The organism is Achromobacter sp. UMC71, assembly GCF_014170305.1.
Classification (GTDB): Bacteria; Pseudomonadota; Gammaproteobacteria; order Burkholderiales; family Burkholderiaceae_B; genus Achromobacter.
The window spans coordinates 1-21,383 of record NZ_LZZT01000024.1; the positions used below are offsets into that span (position 1 = coordinate 1).

Consider the following 21,383-nt stretch of genomic DNA (forward strand, 5'->3'; position numbering starts at 1 on the left):
CCTTCCCGCCATTGCCCTAAAATGGCCGGCCACCCCCTCTTTTCCCCTCAACCTCTATCGACAACCATGTCTCGCACCCTTTTTGTCACCACTGCGCTGCCCTACGCCAACGGATCTTTCCACATCGGCCACATCATGGAGTACATCCAGGCTGATATCTGGGTTCGTTCGATGCGAATGGCGGGCCACACGGTGCACTTCGTGGGTGCGGACGACGCGCACGGCGCGCCGATCATGTTGAAGGCCGAAAAAGAAGGCATCACGCCGCAAGCGCTGGTCGCGCGCTACGCGGCGGAACGCCCGCAGTACCTGAACGGCTTCCACATCCGCTTTGACCACTGGCACAGCACCGATACGCCCGAAAACGTGGCGCTATCGCACGACATCTACCGCGCCCTGAAGGCCCAGAACCTGATCGAGACCCGCTCCATCGAGCAGTTCTACGATCCGGTCAAGGGCATGTTCCTGGCCGACCGCTACATCAAGGGCGAATGCCCCAAGTGCCACGCCAAGGACCAGTACGGCGATTCCTGCGAAGTCTGCGGCGCGGTCTACGCGCCCACCGACCTGATCAACCCGTACTCGGCGCTGACCGGCGCCACGCCGGTGCTCAAGTCGTCCGACCACTTCTTCTTCAAGCTGTCGGACCCGCGCTGCGTGGAATTCCTGCAGCAATGGACCAACGGCAGCAATGCCCACGGCGGCAAGCACCTGCAGCCCGAGATGCTGGCCAAGACCCGCGAATGGCTGGGCGCCGAAGACGGCGAGGCCAAGCTGGGCGACTGGGACATCTCGCGCGATGCGCCGTACTTCGGCATCGACATCCCGGACGCGCCTGGCAAGTACTTCTACGTCTGGCTGGACGCGCCCGTGGGCTACCTGGCCTCGCTGAAGTCGTACTGCGACCTCAAGGGCCTGGACTTCGACGCGCTGCTGGACCCGGCCGGCACCACCGAGCAGGTGCACTTCATCGGCAAGGACATCGTGTACTTCCACGCCCTGTTCTGGCCCGCGATGCTGAAGTTCGCCGGCCGCAAGACCCCTGACGCGGTCAATGTGCATGGCTTCATCACCGTCAGCGGCGAAAAGATGTCCAAGAGCCGCGGCACCGGTATTTCGCCGCTGCGCTACCTGGAAATCGGCATGAACGCCGAATGGATGCGCTACTACATCGCCGCCAAGCTGAACGCCCGCGTCGAAGACATAGACTTCAATCCCGAAGACTTCATCGCCCGCGTCAACAGCGACCTGGTCGGCAAGTACGTCAACATCGCCAGCCGCGCGGCCAGCTTCATTACCAAGCACTTCGACGGCGCCCTGGCCTATTCGGGCGACACCGCCGCGCTGTCGGCCGAGTACGCCGAGCAGGCCGAATCGATCCGCGCCGCCTTCGAGGCGCGCGAATACAACCGCGCCATCCGCGAAATCATGGCCTACGCCGACCGCATCAACCAGGCGTTCGACACGGCCCAGCCGTGGGTGCTGGCCAAGGGCATCGCCACCGCCGACGACGCGCAAAAGGCCGCCCTGCAAGACATCTGCTCGCGTTCGCTGGCCGGCTTCAAGGCCCTGTCGGTGATGCTGGCCCCGGTGCTGCCGGCCCTGGCCGAGCGCGTGGCGCGCGAGCTGTTCGCCGCCGACGCCAACTTCACCTGGGCCGACGCCGCAGTGCTGCCACAGCGCGTGACGCCGTTCAAGCACCTGATGCAGCGCGTCGAACCGCAAATGCTGGAAGACCTGTTCGAACCGCCCGCCGCGCCCGTGGTGGTGCCCGGCGGCGAGCCGCTGGCCGAGACCATCTCCATCGACGACTTCGCCCGCGTCGACCTGCGCATTGCGCAGATCGTCAACTGCGAACACGTCGAAGGCTCGACCAAGCTGCTGCGCCTGACGCTGGACGTGGGCGAAGGCCGCCACCGCAACGTGTTCTCCGGCATCAAGTCGGCCTACCAGCCCGAAGACCTGATCGGCAAGCTGACGGTCATGGTGGCCAACCTGGCCCCGCGCAAGATGAAGTTCGGCGTCTCCGAAGGCATGGTGCTGGCCGCCAGCCACGCCGACGAGGCCGTGGACGCAGGCATCTACGTGCTGGAGCCGTTCCCCGGCGCCAAGCCCGGCATGCGCGTGCGCTAAGCGCCGCTACCCGCAGGCCAGAATGCACAAGCCCGCCAATCGGCGGGCTTGTTGCGTTGGGCGCGGCGGGCGCCGCGCCGGCGTCAGTCCTTGCTGGGCGCCAGGGCTGGGTCCAGCGAGAGGCGTTCGTCGAACACGAAACACTTGCCGTCAAAGCCCGGGCCGCCGGTTTCCTCGAAATACTTGAGGATGCCGCCGTCGAGCTGGTAGACGTTCGGAATGCCGGCCTCGTGCATGTAGATGGCCGCCTTTTCACAGCGGATGCCGCCCGTGCAGAAGCTGACCACGGTCTTGCCTTCCAGTTCGGCGCGGTGCGCCTGCACTGCCGCGGGGAACTGCGTGAAGCGGTCGATGCGCCAGTCGATGGCGTTCTTGAAGGTGCCTTCGTCGACTTCGAACCCGTTGCGCGTGTCCAGCATGACCACGGGGCGGCCCTCGTCGTCGGCGCCCTGCGCCAGCCAGCGGGCCAGCGTGCGCGGATCCACACCCGGCGCGCGGCCGGCTTCGGGCCGGATCGTCGGGTGATCCATGCGGATGATCTCGCGCTTGATCTTGACCAGCAGCTTGCGGAACGGCACCTGCGCGCTGTGGCTGAACTTCACCTCCAGATCGGCAAAGCGGGCGTCGGCGCGCAAATCCGCCAGGAAAGCGTCAATGCCCTCTTGCGAGCCCGCCAGGAACAGGTTGATGCCTTCCTCGGCCAGCAGCACGGTGCCCTTCAGGGCAGCCTCGTCCGCCTGGGCCAGCAGCCGGGCGCGCAGCTCGGGCAGGGCATCCAGCGAGACGAATTTGTAGGCGGCGATATTGACGACGGAAGACATGGCAAAGCGGGGCGTAAGGCGGCAAAGGCCGTAATAGTAATGCCTGCCCCGCCCTGCCCGCTTGCGGCAGGTCAAGCGCGGGGATCAGCGCTTGACGATTTCCTGTTCCACCACGGTATCCAGCACCCAGCGCAGACCGGACGCGTCGGCGGGCGGATTCGGGTCTTTGACCTCGACCACGCGCAGGCGGTAACGGATGCCGGGCTGGAAATTGAAGCCGGTGATATCGCCATACCAAAGCTGCCAGGGTTGCGACTGGCTGTCGCGCACCTGGTAGCAGGTGGCGCGCCCGGCGCCGGCGTTGCACGGCACGCGTTCGGAATTCACGTAGATCAGCTTGGTCGGGCCTTGCTGGCCCCCGGCGACGGGATCGATGCGGCGGCCGAAGTCCAGCGTGTCGCCGGTGCTGAGCATCCAGGTCATGCGCTGGGGGTTGTTGGTGTTGTCGAACGAGGTGGCCGTGATGCGCGTGAGGCCGGCCAGGAATTCCTGTTCGAGCTGCATGTTCACCGGCGCGCAGGCCATCATCGTCGCCACGGGGTTGGACTGGATGATCAACTGGCCGTTGGCCACGGTATAGGGCGCGCTGTACTGGTTGCAGCCCGAAAAACCGCCCGCGCGTGGCGCGCCCTGGTCATGGATGAAGCTGATGGTGAGCGGGCGCGAATTGGACGACGGATGCGGAATCTCGCGCAACGCGCCGCCGGGGCGGGTCCAGCGGGCCAGGTCCCAGCTCGTCTGCACCAGCACGTCGGAGGCTGCGGCCGGCTGGAAGCGCGGGTCCCGGCCGTCCGCGGCGCGCTGCGGCGGCGCCGCGCAGGCCGCCAGGCCAAGACTCAACACGCACGGCGCCATCCAGCGCAAGGACGAGGACAAGGACATGGAAATCTCCCGCAAGAAACTAGGGCCTGCTGACACGGAAAGGCGCTACGCCGCATGAACCGCGGCGCCGGGCAGCGCCCATTGTAGGCGCGCCCCAGGCGCCAGCCCGGCCGCGCAAAACATACTGAAACACCTGCCCGGCGTCAGGGCGTGGGCGGGTCCTGGCGGCGCTCGAATTCCAGCACGTCGCCGCCGCGCAGGTTGAACGTCAGGTGGCGCGGCGCGCCGCCGCTGTCCAGCGTGAAGGTGTCGATCGCGGTCAGCGCGCGCAGGTAGTCGTTTTCGAGCTTGGCACGCTCGGCCGGCACGCAGGCCATGCGGGTGGCGGCGGCGGCATCGATGAACAGCTTGCCGGCATCGAGCTTGTACGAGCCCATGTAGCGGTTGCAGCCCGAAAAGCCCTCGGCGCGGTATTGCTTGCCCTGCGCCAGGAAGGTCAGCTTGATGGGTTCGCCATTGTCGCCATGGGGAATGCTGCGCAGCCCTGCCGCGGATTGGGTCCAGCGCACGAGCTCCCAGCTGGTCTGGGCCAGCGAATCGGCGCTGGTGGCCGCATTGGCCGCCGCGGCGCCTTGGGCGCGCGCGCCGCCAGTCGAACTGGCGCAGCCCGCCAGCGCCAGGGCCAATAGGCCCATGCCCAGCAGGCGGCAATGCGAAGACAGGAAGGTAGACATGGACAGCACTCCTGAAAAGACATACCCCCGACTGTAACCGCCAGGGGCCCGATGCGTCCCGGCCTCCCCCCGACAGCCGAATCCAAAAGCTGCACCCCGCCGCGCACGCCGTCCTCCCCTCGCAGGGGGTGCTGCACATCGTATGCCGCATGGCGGCGCCTCTTGCCGGCGCGCAGAATCGGCTGATGTCCCGCGATCGTCCGGCGCCCTGCCGGCGGGCGGTGCCGGGCATCCATGACAACGATGACCGGAGACACGGCGATGGGCATGTTGAGAACCTTGCTGGCGCTGTCCGTTGTGCTCGACCACCTGGGCGGCGGCACGACGGATTGGCTGGTGGGCGGCCGCATGGCGGTGCAGCTCTTTTACGTGATCTCCGGCTTCCTGATTTCCTACGTGCTGACCGCCACCGATCATTACCAGGGCGCGGTCGGCCGGTTCTACGCCAACCGGGCGTTGCGGCTGTACCCGATCTATCTGGCGGTGGCGGCGCTGACGCTGCTGGCGCATGCGTTGGGCGGCGGCGCGTTCTGGCGCTTCTACGAGCACCTGCCCTTTGCCGCGGAACTGTTCCTGGGGCTGTCGAACCTGTTGATCCTGGGCCAGGACTGGCTGATGTTCTTTGGCATCGAACACGGTGCGCTCGCCTTTACCGGCAGCTTCGCGCACAGCGACGTGCCGCTGTACCAGGGCCTGCTGGTGCCCCAGGCGTGGACGCTGGGCGTGGAGATGAGCTTTTACCTGATCGCGCCGTTCGTGCTGCATTCGCCGCGCCGGTTGCTGGTATTGCTGGCGGCGTCGCTGGCGTTGCGGGCCGTGCTGATCGCCACCGGCATCGGCCTGTCGGACCCCTGGACCTATCGCTTCTTTCCCACCGAGCTGGCGCTGTTCCTGGCCGGCTCGCTATCGCATCAGGTGCTGCTGCCGCGCTGGCAGGCGTGGGCCCGGCGCTTTCCGCGCCTGCCCGAGCTGGGCACCGGACTGCTGCTGCTTTACGCCCTGGCGCATTTTTCCATCGGCCTGCCGCATACCCTGCGCGATGGCCTGGCGGTGCTGCTGTTCGCGGCCCTGCTGCCGCTGGCGTTCCTGTTCCAGTCGCGCCACCGGCTGGACCAGGCCATTGGCGAATTGAGCTACCCGATCTATATCTGCCACGCGCTCGTCATCCTGTTCTTCACGTGGCTGCTGGACGGCGCGCAGCGGCAGCAGCCCGCGCTGTTCACGGTGCTGGTGGTGGCGGGCTGTATCGGCTTATCGGCGCTGCTCAACAGCCTGATCGCGGATCCGGTAGAACGGCTGCGGCGGCGGCTGCGCGCGCGCGATGGCGCGCCGGGCGCACGCGATACGCCGCTGCCCGAACCGGCCGTGGCGCGTGCAACCGCCACGCGGACCACGGGCATGGCGGATGCCGCCCGCGGACGGGCCGCGCCACCACGCCGGGCCGTGGGGACTATTCGCCGCGCGCCTTGATGTAGGCCGCCAACACCTGCTCGATCTGGCGCTTTTCCTGCAGGCTCAGGCGGGCATAGGTGGCGTACGAGACCGTTTCGAACGGCCAGGGCGGCGGCACGGGACTGTCACCCACGCTGGGAGAGGACTCCGCGTAGCCAGGATTGACCATCGGCCCTTCGCCGGTGCTGAGCCACATGGGATTGACCCGCAACGCCCGGGTCAGCTTGATAAGCGCGTCGCTGGAAGGCTGCAGGCGTTGGCCGCTTTCGTAGTTGCCGATGGCGCTCTGAGACAGGTGGCTCGCGACTGCCAAGTCCTTCTGTGTCCATCCCTGAAGCATTCTTGCATTGCGCAGACGATGGCTAAACGTGTCCAATCGATCAACCTGAGACATTAATTTGAATTTATATATTTGATTAAAACATCTCAATACTGCTGCCAAATAAACGGAGTACACCCCAATTCCCGGGCTAATCCGTAAATCGCGGCGCGCTCCCCCTGCCCGCTTATCCGCCCCCGCAGCGGAGCCGCGGCGCGCATCCGATACCTGGAGAAAAAAGCCATTGCTATCATTGGCTTGCAGACGCCTTGCTGCGTTGCAGGACCCGCCCCGGCAGCGCACCGCGGCGGTCCCGGCATTCTGAAAGTCCGCCCGAGTTTATGTCTTTCGGCGATCAAAAAATAAAAAATAATGTATCGGTAATACTTAATATCTTATCGTCGCAAACACGCAAACAAACAGCGTTCCATGCGCTGCCCTCTGGTTAGCGCCAATCGGCGTGTTACTACCAGAAACTACAGAAACGTATCTTCACAAAAAAACACGCCCGTGTTTAAATGAAACACGGGCGTGACTTCCATGCGGAATCGGATGCTGACCTGTAGTCCTGACCTTCGCCCGCCACCAACAACATCGCCAGATGCCGGCACATCATGGCGTGCAGCAAAGGGAGAGGGGCATGACACGCAATGATCACGCTGTCGCTGGCGCAGGCGGGCATCCATGAACAACACGTTGGATGTCATCTTTCTCGGCCAGGACGATGCCAGGCATGCCCGCCTGGTCGAGGCCTTGTCTCATCTGGGCTTCAGCGTCCGACGCTGCCACGACCTGGCCGACGTCTACGACCGTTATTCGCGCCGCCCCAGTCCGCTGGTCATCCTGGAAGCGCCCCTGCCCGATATCCATAATGCCGCGGTACGGCTGCGCGCCATCGACCGCAGCCTGGGCATCGTCGCCATCGCCCCCTTCGGCGCACAGGAGAACCGTATCCGCACCTTGCTCTGCGGCGCCGACGCCTGCCTGCCGCCGGAAGTCACCGGCCTGGAGCTGGCCGCCGTGCTGCAGGCGCTGGTGCGCCGCGCGGTGGGGCTGGACGGCTCCGAGGCGCTGGCCGAACCGCCCCTGCCCGAAGAACCGCTGCAGGAAACCTGGCGGCTGGCCAACAAGGGCTGGACGCTGATCAGCCCGGCGGGCCGCAACCTGGGGCTGACGACGGGCGAACGCGATTTCCTGACCAAGCTGGTCAAGGCGCCGGACCGCAAGGTCAGCCGCGATGCCTTCTACCCGGACGGGGCCGAGGACGCGGATGGCGCCATCACGCGCCGCCGCTTCGTGGATGTGATGATCAGCCGCCTGCGGCGCAAGGCGACCGCCCACCACATGACACTGCCGATCCGCGCCGTGCATGGCTGGGGCTATATGTTCGCGGCGGATATCGCGCTGGAGCTGGACAATCGGGAGGGGGGAGAGGAAGGCCGTCCGGAAGGACGAGAGGACTGGCGCCGTTATGCGCTGGATGCCAACGCGCCGTCTTACTGATACGCTACGGGCCAAGGGGCGGGCTGCAGGCGAAAAAAACGCGGCGCTGCCCCGAAGGTAAGACGCCGCGCTAAAACAACACGTGAGCCTGGAGTCATCAGCCGGCACTGATGCCTTCTACCTAGATCACGCGATTCCAACATTCGTGCCTCATACTACTCACGCACGGACTAGCCGTGAGCCCGGCCGGGGTCTCTAGTCCCCACCCAAGCTGCAGCGTGATCAACGCCCGGGTGATTTCGTCTGCCCTGGCAGCTGGCAGGCTTGTCGCCCGTATCAGCGGCGTTCCTCTCGGATAGCCGCGTGATGAAAGAAGTTTAGGACGTCGGACGCGATTCAAGTAATTCTTTGTTGATAGCCTTCTATACATATTGGATATAGCAAGCCGGGGTGCTGCTGGACAGCACACCCAGCGCGGGCCCCTATAGAATGCAGCCAAAGGACGCCCACGCCATGCCCCATCCGTTGCCCGGCCTTGCGCGCAAATTGCGCAAGGCACTTGCCTTCATTCCGCCCAATTGGTGCCTTGCCATCCTGGTGGCGCTGGACGGCTATGCCTTCATGCATCCCGTGCTGCGCGAAGTGCGTGCGCGCGAGTATTCGTTCTGGCTGGCGCTGGATAACTGGCACGACGTGATGCAGGTGGTGGGGCTGCTCGAGATTCCGCGGCTGGTGCTGGGCGTGGGCCTGCAGATCATCGCGCTGGGCCTGATCCTGAAGGCCCGCATCGCATGGGCCTTTTCGCTGGTGCTGCTGGTCGGCGTGGGCACCTTCGCCATCCTGGGCGACGGCGGGCGCGCGGGGCTGGGGATCTACACGCTGGTGCTGGTGATCGCGCTAATCGCCTACTGGCGGCGCTTCGACCGCGCCAGCGTCACGGCGGGCTCGCTGTTCGCGCTGGTCAGCATGGCCTCGCTGCTGATCTACGCGATCTTCGGCACACTCTACCTCGGCCAGGAATTCAATCCGCCCATCAAGGATGCCGCAACCGCGCTGTACTTTTCGATCGTGTCGATGTCGACGGTGGGCTATGGCGACATCACGCCGCACAGCAACGCGGCGCGGCTGTTCACGGCGTCGATTATCATCCTTGGCATCACCGTCTTCGCCACCTCCATCAGCGCGATCGCCGGCCCGGTGATCGGCGGCAACCTGAAACGGCTGGTCAAGGGCCGGTTTTCCACCGCCATGAGAAAAAATCACATCATCATCGCCGGCGCCACGCCCCTGGCCATGAGCGTCTACGACGGACTGCGCCGCCGCGGCGACGAGGTCACCGTCATCGTGCCCGCGGGCATGGGGCAGGAATACCCCGCCGCCACCGACCTCATCGAAGGCGATGCCTCCAGCGTGGAAGTCTTGCGCAGCGCGGGTGTCACCCGCGCGCGCTATGTGCTGGCGCTGCGCGAGGACGACGCCGAAAACGCCTTCATCGTGCTCGCCGCCAAAGAGGCCGTGGGCGAACAAGGCGCCAAGACCGTCGCCCTGGTCAACACCAGCAAGCACCTGGAAAAGATCCGCCGCGTGCAGCCCGACCTGGTGTTCTCGGTGCAATTGCTGGGCGCCGAACTGCTGGCGCGCGCCATCAACGGCGAACCGCTGGACAGCCAGTCCATAACGGACCTGTTCTTCGCCAAGGCCGCGCCGCAGGCCAAGGCCGGCTGAGCGCGCAGCAAAGGGCGCGCTGCCCGCCGCGACGTCCGTATCGCCTCCGCCGCGTGGCGCGGCCGCTAGCCGCAACGATAGACGTTGCCCGACAGGGTGACGTTCGTCTGTTCAAGATGATCCTTGCCGCCGGTCTGCCCCGCGCGTTGCGTCAGCAGGTAGACCACATTGCCGCCCATCCCGGCCGCCTTGTTCTTCAAGTCATTGCGCGCCCCCGTCTCCAGGTCTGCGTTCGAGGTGATCGCGCCCGCCAGGAAGTTGCCCTGGCTGCCAGTCACGTCGCCCAGGAACGCGCATTCCTTGCCGGGCTCGTTGTGGGTGATGCGCACGTTGGAGGCGGCGCCGGGCGACAGCGTCGTGGGCGCGCAGGCGGCCAACGCACAAGTGGCAGCCACTAGGAAAGCGACACGCAATGCATCGCGGGGAATCGCAGGCAGGTAGTGCATGGCAAGCATCCATCAAAGGGACGTGAGAACCCGGCGCGCGGGCGAACCTCGCGCGACAGGCGGTTGAAAAAGAAGATCAAGTGGCGGCCGCCGCGCAGGCGCCGGGCGGCACCGGACGGATCAGCCCATCGTTGCCGGTGCCTGCCGCGACGGCGGTGCCACGCGGCAAACAGCGACCATCGCAGCGCCTAGGGCCTGTTCACACTAGAAGGCGCCGGTGTCGTCGCTGGCGGCGGGTTCGCCGGGTTGGTATTCGAGCAAATCGCCGGGCTGGCATTGCAGCACCTCACAAATGCGCTCGAGCGTGTCAAAGCGCATGCCCTTGACCTTGCCCGATTTGAGCAGCGACAGGTTCGGCTCGGTAATGCCGATTTCCTGGGCCAATTGGCGCGCCTTCATCTTGCGCTGCGCCAGCATCACGTCCAGCCGCACAACGATCGCCATCAGATGAATCCCCGGTTGTCTTCGGCGACCTGGGCCGCTTCTTCCATGGCCCAGGCCAGCGTGAACAGCAGGCCGCCGAGCAAGGCAAGCAAGATGTCGCTGACGTCGATGCCAATCATCAACTGGCGTTCGCCTGGCCCGTTGGCCAGTGTCAGGGCCAGCATCAGCACCGTCTTCAACAGCGGCACCGCGCCGCTGAATACCGTGATCATCAGAGCGATGCCGCGCAGCCGCCTGGCGGTTGCCACGGTCAGCACGTCGCCGCGGCTGAAGTCGGAAAACATGCCATAGGCATGGGCAATGGCGCGTAGCGCCAGCGCGGCCAGCACGCCGAACAAGGCAAAGCCCAAGACCCGGTACGCGGGCCCCAATTGCAGACGCGGCAGCGTGACCGGCACGGCCGGATCGGTATAGGCCGGCGCCGTGACGCCGAGAAAGGAATACAGGCCGCGGGCCAGCACGGCCTCGGACGTGAAGAACCACATGCCGACCAGCGCGGCGATCAGCAGCAAGGCGGCGGCGACGAGCAGGCCGCGCATCCAGCGCGACAGGCCGCGGATACGGGCCAGGCGCTGATTGGCCGCAACGGGCGAGAGCGTTTGCTGGGCGGAAGAGAAAGTCGGCGCGGCGGCCATGGGCATCTCCGGATCACATTGCTGGGGTTATGAAGTTGCTGTAGTGTAGCAATAAATTATCGTTCTACAATAATTTTTTTACCCCACGAGGCAAACCATGCGGGTTGCGATCGCGGCGGCCTCCGTCCTTGCCGCACTGCTGATTTTCATATTTTTGGCCCCCTGCCCGCCCTCGGACCCGGGCGAACGGATGTGCCGCGACACCGCGTGTGCACAGGCCGCGCGCAGCAGCGGCGGCTGGTCGCTCGGCAACCGGTTTTCTCTCTTGAATCTGCCGCGCCTGGCCTTTCCGTTTCCGCGCGACGCGGCCGATTGCGGCTGCTGGAGCTAGGACGGGTCGAAGACGCAGCGGCAGGACTTACGCCGCGTCCGGCCCCGGCGGTTCGGCGGCTTTTTCGGCATACCAGCGCACGAAGTCGGCCGACGGCATGGGGCGCGCGAACAGATACCCCTGGATGAAGGCCACGCCCCGTTGTGTCAGGTAGGCGAACTGCTCGGGCGTCTCAACGCCCTCGGCCACCACCGCCAGGCCCAGGCGATGCGACAGCGTGATGATCACATCCAGCACCGGTGCGTCCTCGCCGCTGGGCTGGATCGCATGCACGAAGCCCTTGTCGATCTTCAGGTAGTCGACCGGAAACTTCTGCAGGTACGACAGCGAGCAGTGGCCCGTGCCGAAGTCGTCAATGGCCACGAACACGCCTTCGGCCCGCAGCGCGTCGATATTGCGGCGAGCCTGGCCGTTGTCGGCGATCAGGCTGCGCTCTGTGATTTCCAGCACCATCAACGACGGCCGGATGCCGGCGCGGAAGGCCTGCACGTCCATCAGCAATTCCGGGCTGGACAGGTGCTGCGGCGCGAAATTGATCGCAATGTGGAAATCGGGCGGCGTGTTCCAGTTGCGCATGTCGCGCTGGATCAGCTTGAGCAGATGCTGCGTCAGGGGCACGATCATGTCCTCGCCTTCCGCCGCCGCGATGAAGATGTCCGGCCGCACGAGCCCCACGCCAGGCCGGTTCCAACGCATCAGCGCCTCGGCGCCTTCGCAGCGGCCGGTGGCCTTGCCGTAGACGGGCTGGTATTCCACGTGGAATTCGTCGGCCGCCATGGCGCGGCGCAACTGTTCCTTGAACGATTGCCGGCTGACTTGCAGCCGGTACGCGCCGAAGGCCAACAGCGCACCGATCAGCATGGCCACGGGCAGATAGGTCACCAGCAATTGCTGCCATGCCCGCACCACGGCTTCGGGCGGCGCCAGGACCCTGACGTTCAGGTCGGCGCGGCCGGCAACGTTGGCGGCCTCCTGAAACAAGGGCCGCGGCGGCACCGGAGCCTTGCCCCAGGAATCGCTGCGGATGGGCGCGCCCTGGCCCAGGGTGACTTCCAGCTGGTACTCGCCCAGCGAGGCGACCGAATTGAGGACGTCCTGCACGTAGCGCCCGTCGATGGCGACCACGCCACTGCGGCCGTCTTGCGCCGGCATGCCCAGCAGCAGGGCCGGGCGCTCGGGCGCCAGCGGCGTGCCCGCCACGCTGAAGAACCATTGCGACGGCGGCACATCCACGGGCCACTTGCGGAATTCGCCGGTGGCATAGTCCACGGCGCCCAGCACCGACGAACAATAGATATGGTCGCGCTGGACCAGGATCAGCGCGCGGAAATAGGGGTTGAGCGTGCCCCACCGGTACAGGTCGGGCAGCGCCTCTTCGCAGGACTTGGACGTCAATGCCGCGACCCGGGGCAGGATGTCCACAGCGCGGCCCACGATCTGCTCGGTCTGGACCCGCACGATGCGCGCGGCGATGGCCGCCTCGGCGCGCTCTTCGGACTGCGCATGCAGCCAGGTCCAGCCGACACAGACGACCACGGGCAGCATCAAGGCCAGCGCTACCGGGAAATAGCGCCAGGAGGGCATGCGGACGGTCATTCCGGAGGTAGGCAAAGCGTCCTCGCTGCTTGAATCGTGGAAGTAACGCAAGGATACAGGGCGGCGCGGCGCCGTGGGCGCGGTGGCGGCCACGGTCACCTATCGCTGGGACTGGTGCCGCGGCCCCAATCTCGCGCGCGTTTGATCCAGGAGCTATCCCCGGAATGCCCGCTGGGCTATTGTTGAACTCAGGTTTCTCTATTCGTTGGCCCTTACCACTCTTTTAAAAGGACGCATGATGAAAAAGACAACCGCCTCGACGCCGCAGGATCTCGCCGGCGCCACCGCCGCGTATTACCAACGCCTGGCCGCGCTTGCCCAGGAAAGCCAGCAACGCTGGCTGGCCCTCGGCCAGCGCCTGGCCAACGACAACGCCAACCAAACCCTGTCCTCGCTCGAACCGCTGAAGGCCGACGGCAACTGGCAGCAGGTCGCGCCCGCATTGAGCGAGGCCGCGCGCAAGCAATGGCAACGCCAGCTGGAAGCCGGCCAGGCGGTTACCCATGCCGCGCTCGAAGACCAGGCGGCGCTGGCCGCGGGCCTCAGTGAAGCCGTCAGCGATTGGCTGCGCAGTACCTCCGCTGTCGCCGGCGGCGGCCTCGCAGCCTCGCCCCTGACACGCATGTGGACGACATTTTCCGAACAGATGACGTCGGCGTGCACGGCCATGCAGGAAGCCAGCCAGCCCGGGGCGCGCCATGGCCGCTAAGCGCACCGCGCTCGTCACGGGCGGCGCGGGCTGCCTGGGCCGCGCCATCGCCCGCGCGCTGCACGACGCCGGCCACGACGTCATCATCACCTGCCATGCCAGCGAAGACGCCGCGCGCGGCTGGCTCGATGAAGAAGCCGCCCAGGGCCGGCGCTACGACCTGGTCAAGGTCGACGTCGCCGACTATGCCGCGTGCCAGGCGCTGGCCAAGCGCCTGGAAGACGACGGCCGCCACATCGACATCCTCATCAACAACGCCGGCATCACGCGCGACGCCAGCCTGCGCAAGATGAGCTACGAGAACTGGAACGAGGTGATGCGCAGCAACCTCGATTCGATGTTCAACATGACGCAACCGCTGTGCGGGCCGATGGCCGACCGCGGATGGGGCCGGATCATCAACATGTCGTCGGTGAACGGCTCCAAAGGCGCATTCGGACAGACCAACTACGCCGCCTCCAAGGCGGGCATCCACGGCTTCACCAAGGCGTTGGCGCTGGAGCTGGCCAGGAAGAACGTCACAGTCAACACCGTGTCGCCCGGCTATCTGGCCACGCAGATGGTCAAGGCCGTGCCCGAAGAAGTCCTGAAGGAGAAGATCCTGCCGCAGATCCCGCTGGGCCGGCTGGGCGAGCCCGACGAGATCGCGGCGCTGGTGGTGTTCATCTGCAGCGACGCGGCGGCGTTCATGACGGGCAGCAATATCGCCATGAACGGCGGTCAGCACATGTACTGACCCGGGCTGCCGGGCTCAACCCGGCGGCGCCGCCAATTCCTCGACCAGGAAGTCCACCAGCGCGCGTACCTTGGCCACCATGTGGCGGCGCGACGGGTACACGGCGTAGACGTCGGTCTGGTTGGGCGTCCAGTCGGGCAGCACCGCCTGCAGCGCGCCGCTGTCCAGGTCGGCCTGCACATACACGCGCGGCACCAGGCTCACGCCAAACCCCGCCCGCAGCGCATCGCATACCGCCAGGCTCGAGCTGACCTGATAGCGCCCCCGCGCCGGAATCCGCTCGACCTGCCCTGCCCGCTGGAAGGTCCATTCATCGGCGTGCCCCGACAGCGTGAAGCGCACGCACTCCAGGCGCCGCAGATCGGCCGGCTGCGCCGGTGCGCCATGCTGGCGGAAGTACGCTGGCGCGCCGCAAAGCACGTGGTCCAGCGTCAGCAGCTTGCGCGCCACCAGGCTGGAATCCTCCAGCCGGTCGCTGCCGCGGATCGCCACGTCGAAGCCTTGCTTGACCAGATCGATGCGGCGGTCTTCCAGGTGCAGGTCCAGCGACAGCCGTGGATGGCGCGCCAGAAAGCGCGGCATGGCGCCGGACAGCAAGGTCAGGCTAAGCGACATCGGCGCGCTGACCCGCAAGGTGCCGGAGGGCTCCTGCTGCAATGGCCCCAGCGACAGCTCGGCCTCGTGCAGCTCGTCCAGGATGCGGGCGACCTGGTCGTAATACTGTTGCCCCGCCTCGGTCAGGCTCATGCGGCGGGTGGTACGGTTGAGCAGGCGCGCCGCCACGTGCGCCTCGAGCTCGGCGATGTTCTTGCTGACCGCGGCCGGCGACAGCCCCAGCTGGCGCGATGCTGCGGCGAAGCCGCCCTGCTCCACCACCTGGCGAAAGACCTTGAGCGCGGTGAGATGGTCCATGGGAATTCCGTCGTTGATCATTCACTGACAGTGAATGATATTGCCATTGGAATGCATATTATCGCGGCCACAGGATTGAATTAGCCTGTCGGTATTGGCGCCGCGACGACCGGCGCAATCCGACATCCAAAGGAATTTCGCATGAGCCGCAGCACCGACCTGCTCCTGACCGCGGTGGCCCCGGCCATTTGGGGCAGCACCTACGTGGTCACGACCCTGATGCTGCCGCAAGGCTATCCCCTGACGGTCGCCATGCTGCGCGCCCTGCCCGCCGGCATCCTGCTGCTGCTCGCCGTGCGCCAGTTGCCGCACGGCATCTGGTGGCTGCGCGCCTTCATCCTGGGTGCACTGAATTTCTCGGTTTTCTGGGCGCTGCTGTTCGTGGCCGCCTACCGCCTGCCCGGCGGCGTGGCCGCGACGCTGGGCGCGATCCAGCCGCTGGTGGTGATCCTGCTGGCGCGCGCCCTGCTGGGGTCGCCGGTGCGCGGCCTTGCGGTATTGGCAGCGCTGGCTGGCATCGGCGGGGTGGCCCTGCTGGTGCTGGGCCCCAAGGCGGCACTGGACCCGGTGGGCGTGACCGCCGGCCTGGCCAGCGCGGCCTCCATGGCCCTGGGCACCGTGCTCAGCCGCCGCTGGCAGCCTCCCGTGTCGGCCCTGACATTCACGTCATGGCAGCTGACGGCTGGCGGCATCCTGCTGCTGCCCGCGGCCCTGCTGGCCGAACCGGCGCTGCCGCCGGCCACCGCCCTGAACGTGCTGGGCATCGCCTACCTGGGGCTGATCGGTGCGGCGCTGACCTATGTGATCTGGTTTCGCGGCATCGCGCGGCTGGAGCCGGCGGTCGTGTCGTCGTTGGGGTTCCTGAGCCCGGTCACCGCGGTGCTGCTGGGCTGGGCCTTGCTGGACCAGCGCCTGAGCGCGGCGCAGATGGCCGGCATGGTGATCGTGGTGGGCAGCGTCTGGCTGAGCCAGCACGTGCAGCGCCGTGCCGTAGCATAATCTTTGCTCCATTCACGGTCGGGAGACACACCATGGGCAGCACACCAACCATCATTCTGGCGCATGGCTTCTGGGGCGGCGCCGCGCATTGGGGCCGGGTCATCCTGGCCCTTTCGCGTCTGGGACACAAAGACCTGCACGCCGTCGAATTGCCGCTGACCTCGCTGGCCGAAGACGCCGAGCGCACCCGCAAGATGATCGCGCAACAATCGGGCCCCGTGCTGCTGGTGGGCCACTCGTATGGCGGCGCGGTCATCACCGAAGCCGGCAACCAGCCCAACGTGGCGGGCCTGGTGTACATCGCCGCGTTCGCGCCGGACGCGGGCGAAAGCCCGGGCGGCATCACCGAACAGCACCTGCCCGTGGCCGCCCCCAACCTGGCGCCGGACAGCGACGGCTATCTGTGGCTGCGCGCCGATAAATTCCACGAGAGCTTCTGCCAGGACCTGAGCGCCGACGACGCCCTGGTGATGGCCGTCACGCAGAAGGCGCCGCTGGCCAGCACCTTCGGGGACAAGGTCAGCGTGCCGGCGTGGCGCAACAAGCCCTCGTGGTATCAGCTGTCCACCCAGGACCGCATGATCGCCCCGGAGAACCAGGAAAAAATGTCGGCGCGCATGCAGCCGCGCAAGGTGGTCAAGCTGGACGCCAGCCACGCCTCGCTGGCGTCGCGGGCCGACGAAGTGGCCGCGCTGATCGACGAGGCCGCGCGCGCCTAGGGCCTGGCCAGGCTCCGGCACAGGCGCGGCCAAGCCCGCGCTTGCATTGCTTCGCCCACGATATCAAGCAGCACAGCCTGACCGCTGTGCTGCTTTTTTTGTAACGCACGAGCCTGTCCCCCCTTCGGAAAATACCGTTTTCCCCTATGAAGGACGCCGCCGCAGCCAGCGCCCGCATCAAACTGATCCGCTTTTTTCAGCCATTTCTGAATCTGTACTAACCCTCGCCATCGACCTACCTTGACGCTACAGGCACCCGCCTGTCCGCGCGTGCCGCCTGCCGGTAGCCACCCCGCGCGGGTCTTGAGCCAGGAATCACCCGCCATGGATAGCGACGCGCTACTGCTTGCCCGAATACAGTTCGGTTTCACCATTTCATTCCACATCATCTTTCCCGCCATCACCATCGGGCTGGCCAGCTACCTGGCCGTGCTGGAAGGCTGTTGGCTGCGTACCCGCAAGACGGTCTACCGCGATCTCTACCACTTCTGGACCAAGATCTTCGCCGTCAATTTCGGCATGGGCGTGGTGTCCGGCCTGGTGATGGCCTATCAGTTCGGCACCAACTGGAGCTTTTTCTCCGATTTCGCGGGCAGCGTCACCGGGCCCCTGCTGGCCTACGAGGTGCTGACCGCCTTCTTCCTGGAAGCCGGCTTTCTCGGCGTCATGCTGTTCGGCTGGTCACGCGTGGGCCCGGGCCTGCATTTTTTCTCGACCATCATGGTGGCGCTGGGCACGTTGGTGTCGGCCACCTGGATCCTGGCGTCCAACAGCTGGATGCAGACTCCCGCGGGCTACGAGATCCTCGACGGCCGCGTGGTGCCGACCGATTGGCTGGCGGTGATCTTCAACCCGTCGTTCCCCTACCGCCTGGCGCACATGGGCATCGCCGCCTTCCTGGCCACGGCGTTGATGGTGGGCGCGTCCGGCGCCTGGCATCTGCTGCGCGGCGAGCGCAGCCCCGCCGTCAAGAAGATGTTTGCGATGGCCATGGCCATGCTGGCGATATCGGCACCGCTGCAAGCCGTGGTGGGCGACTTCCATGGCCTGAACACGCTCAAGCACCAGCCGGCCAAGATCGCCGCCATCGAAAGCCATTGGGACAATGAACCCGGCGCCGGCGTGCCGCTAACGCTGTTCGGCATCCCCGACATGGAACGCGAGGAAACCCGTTACGCGGTGAACATCCCGCGGCTGGGCAGCCTGATCCTGACCCACAGCTGGGACGGCCAGTTTCCAGGCCTGAAGTCGTATCCGCCCGAGGACCGGCCCAACGCCACCGTGGTGTTCTGGTCGTTCCGCGTCATGGCGGGGCTGGGCATGCTGATGATCGCGCTGGCGGCCTGGGCGCTGTGGGCGCGCTGGCGCGGCCGCCTGTACCAATCGCGGGCGCTGCAACGCTTCGCGCTGTGGATGGGTCCGTCCGGCCTGGTGGCGCTCCTGGCGGGGTGGTACGTCACCGAGATCGGGCGCCAGCCGTGGATCGTCTATGGCGTGATGCGCACGGCCGACGCCGCCACCCGCCATGGCATCGGCGAACTGACGCTGACGCTGGCGCTGTTCGTGGCGGTGTACCTGTTCGTGTTCGGCGCCGGCGTGTCGTACATGCTGCGCCTGATCCGCATGGGTCCGACGCCCGCGCCCGGCCATGCGCCCCTGTCCGGCGGCCCTGGCGAACCGCGCCAACCGTCGCGGCCGCTGTCGGCCGCCTCCACCTCCGCGGACGCGCCGTCCGCTTCACGCAGCGCCACGGGAGCCTGACGCCATGGGTATCGATCTTGCACTGATATGGGCCGTCATCATCCTGTTCGGCGTGATGATGTACGTGGTGATGGATGGCTTTGACCTGGGCATCGGCATCCTCTTTCCGCTGATCACTGGCGCAGAGGAACGCGACGTCATGGTCAACACCGTGGCGCCCGTGTGGGACGGCAACGAAACCTGGCTGGTGCTGGGCGGCGCGGGCCTGTTGGCGGCGTTTCCGCTGGCCTACTCGGTGATCCTGAGCGCGCTGCACCTGCCCCTGATCTTCATGCTGCTGGGGCTGATCTTTCGCGGCGTGGCGTTCGAGTTCCGCTTCAAGGCGGACCCGCATCACCGCCCGTTATGGGACCGCGCCTTCGTGCTGGGCTCGGTGTGCGCGACGTTCTTCCAGGGCGTGACGCTGGGTGCCTATATCGAAGGCATCCCGGTCGTGGACCGCGCCTACCAAGGCGGCGCGTGGGATTGGATCAGCCCGTTCTCGCTGTTCACCGGCGCGGGCCTGGTCGTTGGCTACGCGTTGCTGGGTTGCACCTGGCTCATCATGAAGACCGAAGGCCGCCTGCACCAGCACATGTGCGCACTGGCGCGGCCGCTGACGCTGGCGTTGCTGGCCGTGATCGCCGCGCTCAGCCTGTGGACGCCGCTGGCGCAGCCGCAGATCGCGCAGCGCTGGTTCAGCCTGCCCAACATGTTCTGGTTCCTGCCGGTGCCGCTGCTGGTGGCGGCCGCCGGCTGGGACCTGATCCGCCGCGTGCGCGGCGCGCCCAACGCCGGCCCCTTCGTGCTGGCGCTGTGCCTGGTGTTCCTGGGCTACAGCGGCCTGGGCATCAGCATCTGGCCCGCCATCATTCCGCCCGACGTGTCCATCTGGACCGCCGCCGCGCCGCCGCAAAGCCTGGGCTTCGCGCTGGTCGGGGCGCTGGTCATCATTCCGATTATCCTGATGTACACCGCCTGGTCCTACTACGTGTTCCGCGGCAAGGTGCGCGCGGGTGAGGCGTTCCACTGATGCATGCCTCCACCCCCCTCACTTCGTGGCGCCGCCGGCTGCTGTGGCTGGCGCTGATCTGGGCCGGCAGCGTGGCGGCGCTGGGCGCGACCGCCTACGCCCTGCGCCTCATCATGCGCGCCATCGGCATGTCGACCTGACCCTCCTGCCTCTCACGGACCCGCCATGAAGCGCTATGAACGGCTGACAGAAGACATCACCGCCTCGATCCTCTCGGGCCTCCTGCAGGCGGGCGACCGCCTGCCCTCGGTGCGCCAGACCAGCGCTAGCCGCGGCGTCAGCCCGTCGACGGTATTCAAGGCCTACTACCTGCTGGAAGCGCGCGGCCTGATCCGCGCGCGCGACCGCTCCGGCTACTACGTGCTGCGCGCGCCGCACGCCACGCTGCCCGAGCCCGACGGCCTGTCCAGCGCCACCGCCGGCCGCCACCCGGTGGACGTCAGCGACAACGTGCTGCAGGTGCTCAACGCCACCTTGCGGCGCGACATGCTGCCGTTCGGCTCGGCCTTTCCCAGCCCCTCGCTGCTGCCCTACGGCCGGCTGGCCAAGTTCATGGCGAGCACGGTGCAGCAGCTGGATCCCTGGAGTTCCATCGACGATCTCAGCCCGGGCGATGCCGCATTGCGCCGCGCGATCGCCCTGCGCTACCTGGCCGATGGCCTGTCGGTGCCGGTGGACGACATCATCATCACCAACGGCGCGCTGGATGCGCTGAACCTGTGCCTGGCGGCCGTCACGCGGCCCGGCGACGCCGTGATCGTGGAATCCCCCACCTTCTATGCCGCGCTGCAATCGCTGGAACGCAACCAGCTGCACGCCATCGAAGTGGCCACGCATCCGCGCGAAGGCATCGACCTGCACGCACTGGAACAAGCCATCGTGCAGCACAAGCCGCGCGCCTGCTGGCTGATGACCACTTTCCAGAATCCGCTGGGCAGCCTGATGCCCGAGGCCAAGAAAGAAGCGCTGGTGCGGCTGTTGACCGAACATGGCGTGGCCCTGATCGAGGACGACGTCTACGGCGAGCTGTACTTCGGCGACGTCCGGCCGCGCCCGGCCAAGGCCTTCGACAGCGAGGGCATCGTGATGCATTGCTCGTCGTTTTCGAAAACGCTGGCGCCGGGATACCGCGTGGGCTGGGTGGCCGCCGGGCGCCATACCCGCGCCATCATGCGCAACAAGCTCACCACCAGCCTGGCCACCGCCGCGCCGACACAGGCCGCCATCGCCGCCTACCTGGCCCAGGGCGGCTACGACCGCCACCTGCGCCAGTTCCGCCAGACGCTGGCCTTGCAGCAGGGCGAAATGCTGCAGGCCGTGGCGCGCTATTTCCCCAAGGGGACGCGCGCTACGCGGCCGTTGGGCGGCTATTTCACCTGGGTCGAACTGCCCGCGCACATCGACACGCTGCGGCTGCATCGCGCAGCGCTGGACCATGGCATCAGCATCGCGCCGGGGCCGCTTTTTTCGTCATCGGGCGCCTTTGGCAACTTCCTGCGATTGAACTGCGGCCACCCCTGGAACGCGGACATGGAGCAAGGCATGGCAACCCTGGGCAAGCTCATGGGGACATGAAATCCGCCATATTGATACAGTTAGAAACCCCACCCCGGCACACATCCCTTAGAGTGCGA

General features: G+C 66.5%; 22 protein-coding genes. 13 read left to right on the forward strand and 9 right to left on the reverse strand.

The features are described from left to right. Nucleotides 1-66 precede the first annotated feature (66 nt). A complete protein-coding gene (gene metG / locus A9974_RS11630) occupies nucleotides 67-2,133 on the forward strand; it encodes a methionine--tRNA ligase (RefSeq protein ID WP_183004246.1) in 2,067 nt (688 codons plus the stop codon). Between the two features lie 83 nt (nucleotides 2,134-2,216). Here metG and A9974_RS11635 read toward each other — a convergent pair whose 3' ends face one another. The 3 genes from A9974_RS11635 to A9974_RS11645 all read right to left on the reverse strand — a co-directional run bounded on the left by A9974_RS11635 (nucleotide 2,217) and on the right by A9974_RS11645 (nucleotide 4,510). Then, nucleotides 2,217-2,954: a sulfurtransferase gene (locus tag A9974_RS11635; protein WP_183004247.1), complete on the reverse strand. Its 738-nt coding sequence runs from the start codon at nucleotides 2,952-2,954 to the stop codon at nucleotides 2,217-2,219. An 84-nt stretch (nucleotides 2,955-3,038) separates the two neighbouring features. After that, nucleotides 3,039-3,836, reverse strand: a complete 798-nt coding sequence (locus tag A9974_RS11640; protein ID WP_183004248.1) for an META and DUF4377 domain-containing protein — start codon at nucleotides 3,834-3,836, stop codon at nucleotides 3,039-3,041. Nucleotides 3,837-3,979: 143 nt separating this feature from the next. Next, entirely contained in the window at nucleotides 3,980-4,510 is a 531-nt protein-coding gene (locus A9974_RS11645; protein ID WP_183004249.1) for an META domain-containing protein, read from the reverse strand. 267 nt (nucleotides 4,511-4,777) lie between these two features. Between A9974_RS11645 and A9974_RS11650 the strand changes: the two genes are divergently transcribed. Beyond that, nucleotides 4,778-5,980: an acyltransferase family protein gene (locus A9974_RS11650; RefSeq protein ID WP_370539617.1), complete on the forward strand. Its 1,203-nt coding sequence runs from the start codon at nucleotides 4,778-4,780 to the stop codon at nucleotides 5,978-5,980. On the opposite strand, the gene A9974_RS11655 is transcribed toward A9974_RS11650, so the two are convergent. Next, complete coding sequence (locus A9974_RS11655; RefSeq protein WP_183004250.1) at nucleotides 5,961-6,356, reverse strand: helix-turn-helix domain-containing protein; 396 nt, start codon at nucleotides 6,354-6,356, stop codon at nucleotides 5,961-5,963. The genes A9974_RS11650 and A9974_RS11655 overlap by 20 nt on opposite strands. Nucleotides 6,357-6,965: 609 nt before the next feature. Here A9974_RS11655 and A9974_RS11660 point away from each other — a divergent pair. After that, complete coding sequence (locus A9974_RS11660; RefSeq protein ID WP_183004251.1) at nucleotides 6,966-7,784, forward strand: response regulator transcription factor; 819 nt, start codon at nucleotides 6,966-6,968, stop codon at nucleotides 7,782-7,784. 453 nt (nucleotides 7,785-8,237) lie between these two features. Continuing rightward, nucleotides 8,238-9,449, forward strand: coding sequence for a voltage-gated potassium channel protein (gene kch, locus A9974_RS11665; RefSeq protein WP_183004252.1), 1,212 nt, complete (start codon nucleotides 8,238-8,240; stop codon nucleotides 9,447-9,449). A gap of 65 nt (nucleotides 9,450-9,514) precedes the next feature. On the opposite strand, the gene A9974_RS11670 is transcribed toward kch, so the two are convergent. From A9974_RS11670 to A9974_RS11680, 3 genes are all read right to left on the reverse strand, one after another. Beyond that, nucleotides 9,515-9,895, reverse strand: a complete 381-nt coding sequence (locus A9974_RS11670; RefSeq protein ID WP_183004253.1) for a DUF4156 domain-containing protein — start codon at nucleotides 9,893-9,895, stop codon at nucleotides 9,515-9,517. Between the two features lie 204 nt (nucleotides 9,896-10,099). Beyond that, complete coding sequence (locus A9974_RS11675; RefSeq protein WP_183004254.1) at nucleotides 10,100-10,339, reverse strand: helix-turn-helix transcriptional regulator; 240 nt, start codon at nucleotides 10,337-10,339, stop codon at nucleotides 10,100-10,102. After that, entirely contained in the window at nucleotides 10,339-10,974 is a 636-nt protein-coding gene (locus A9974_RS11680) for a DUF2975 domain-containing protein (RefSeq protein ID WP_183004255.1), read from the reverse strand. The genes A9974_RS11675 and A9974_RS11680 overlap by 1 nt, the downstream gene beginning before the upstream one ends. Before the next feature lie 97 nt (nucleotides 10,975-11,071). On the opposite strand from A9974_RS11680, the gene A9974_RS11685 reads away from it, so the two are divergent. Beyond that, a complete protein-coding gene (locus tag A9974_RS11685) occupies nucleotides 11,072-11,305 on the forward strand; it encodes a hypothetical protein (protein ID WP_183004256.1) in 234 nt (77 codons plus the stop codon). A 27-nt stretch (nucleotides 11,306-11,332) separates the two neighbouring features. Here the strand turns inward: A9974_RS11685 and A9974_RS11690 are convergent, their stop codons facing one another. Next, nucleotides 11,333-12,889, reverse strand: a complete 1,557-nt coding sequence (locus A9974_RS11690; RefSeq protein WP_255468137.1) for a cyclic diguanylate phosphodiesterase — start codon at nucleotides 12,887-12,889, stop codon at nucleotides 11,333-11,335. Nucleotides 12,890-13,139: 250 nt separating this feature from the next. Between A9974_RS11690 and A9974_RS11695 the strand changes: the two genes are divergently transcribed. Then, on the forward strand, nucleotides 13,140-13,610 hold the full coding sequence (locus tag A9974_RS11695; RefSeq protein ID WP_370539618.1) for a hypothetical protein: 471 nt from the start codon (nucleotides 13,140-13,142) through the stop codon (nucleotides 13,608-13,610). After that, the gene (gene phbB, locus A9974_RS11700) at nucleotides 13,600-14,346 is read left to right on the forward strand and encodes an acetoacetyl-CoA reductase (protein ID WP_183004259.1); all 747 of its coding nucleotides are present in this window, start codon (nucleotides 13,600-13,602) and stop codon (nucleotides 14,344-14,346) included. The genes A9974_RS11695 and phbB overlap by 11 nt, the downstream gene beginning before the upstream one ends. Nucleotides 14,347-14,361: 15 nt before the next feature. On the opposite strand, the gene A9974_RS11705 is transcribed toward phbB, so the two are convergent. Next, nucleotides 14,362-15,258 (reverse strand): LysR family transcriptional regulator, encoded by an 897-nt coding sequence (locus A9974_RS11705; protein WP_183004260.1) that lies wholly within the window; start codon nucleotides 15,256-15,258, stop codon nucleotides 14,362-14,364. 141 nt (nucleotides 15,259-15,399) lie between these two features. On the opposite strand from A9974_RS11705, the gene A9974_RS11710 reads away from it, so the two are divergent. The 6 genes from A9974_RS11710 to A9974_RS11735 all read left to right on the forward strand — a co-directional run bounded on the left by A9974_RS11710 (nucleotide 15,400) and on the right by A9974_RS11735 (nucleotide 21,324). Next, entirely contained in the window at nucleotides 15,400-16,257 is an 858-nt protein-coding gene (locus A9974_RS11710) for an EamA family transporter (protein WP_183004261.1), read from the forward strand. A 32-nt stretch (nucleotides 16,258-16,289) separates the two neighbouring features. Further along, complete coding sequence (locus A9974_RS11715; RefSeq protein WP_183004262.1) at nucleotides 16,290-16,976, forward strand: alpha/beta hydrolase; 687 nt, start codon at nucleotides 16,290-16,292, stop codon at nucleotides 16,974-16,976. A gap of 324 nt (nucleotides 16,977-17,300) precedes the next feature. Further along, entirely contained in the window at nucleotides 17,301-18,737 is a 1,437-nt protein-coding gene (locus A9974_RS11720; protein WP_183004263.1) for a cytochrome ubiquinol oxidase subunit I, read from the forward strand. Between the two features lie 4 nt (nucleotides 18,738-18,741). Continuing rightward, a complete protein-coding gene (cydB, locus tag A9974_RS11725; protein ID WP_183004264.1) occupies nucleotides 18,742-19,749 on the forward strand; it encodes a cytochrome d ubiquinol oxidase subunit II in 1,008 nt (335 codons plus the stop codon). Continuing rightward, complete coding sequence (locus A9974_RS11730) at nucleotides 19,749-19,889, forward strand: DUF2474 domain-containing protein (protein WP_183004265.1); 141 nt, start codon at nucleotides 19,749-19,751, stop codon at nucleotides 19,887-19,889. Before cydB ends, A9974_RS11730 begins: the two co-directional genes overlap by 1 nt. Nucleotides 19,890-19,914: 25 nt before the next feature. After that, nucleotides 19,915-21,324 (forward strand): PLP-dependent aminotransferase family protein, encoded by a 1,410-nt coding sequence (locus A9974_RS11735; protein ID WP_183004266.1) that lies wholly within the window; start codon nucleotides 19,915-19,917, stop codon nucleotides 21,322-21,324. The last annotated feature ends 59 nt before the right edge of the window (nucleotides 21,325-21,383 follow it).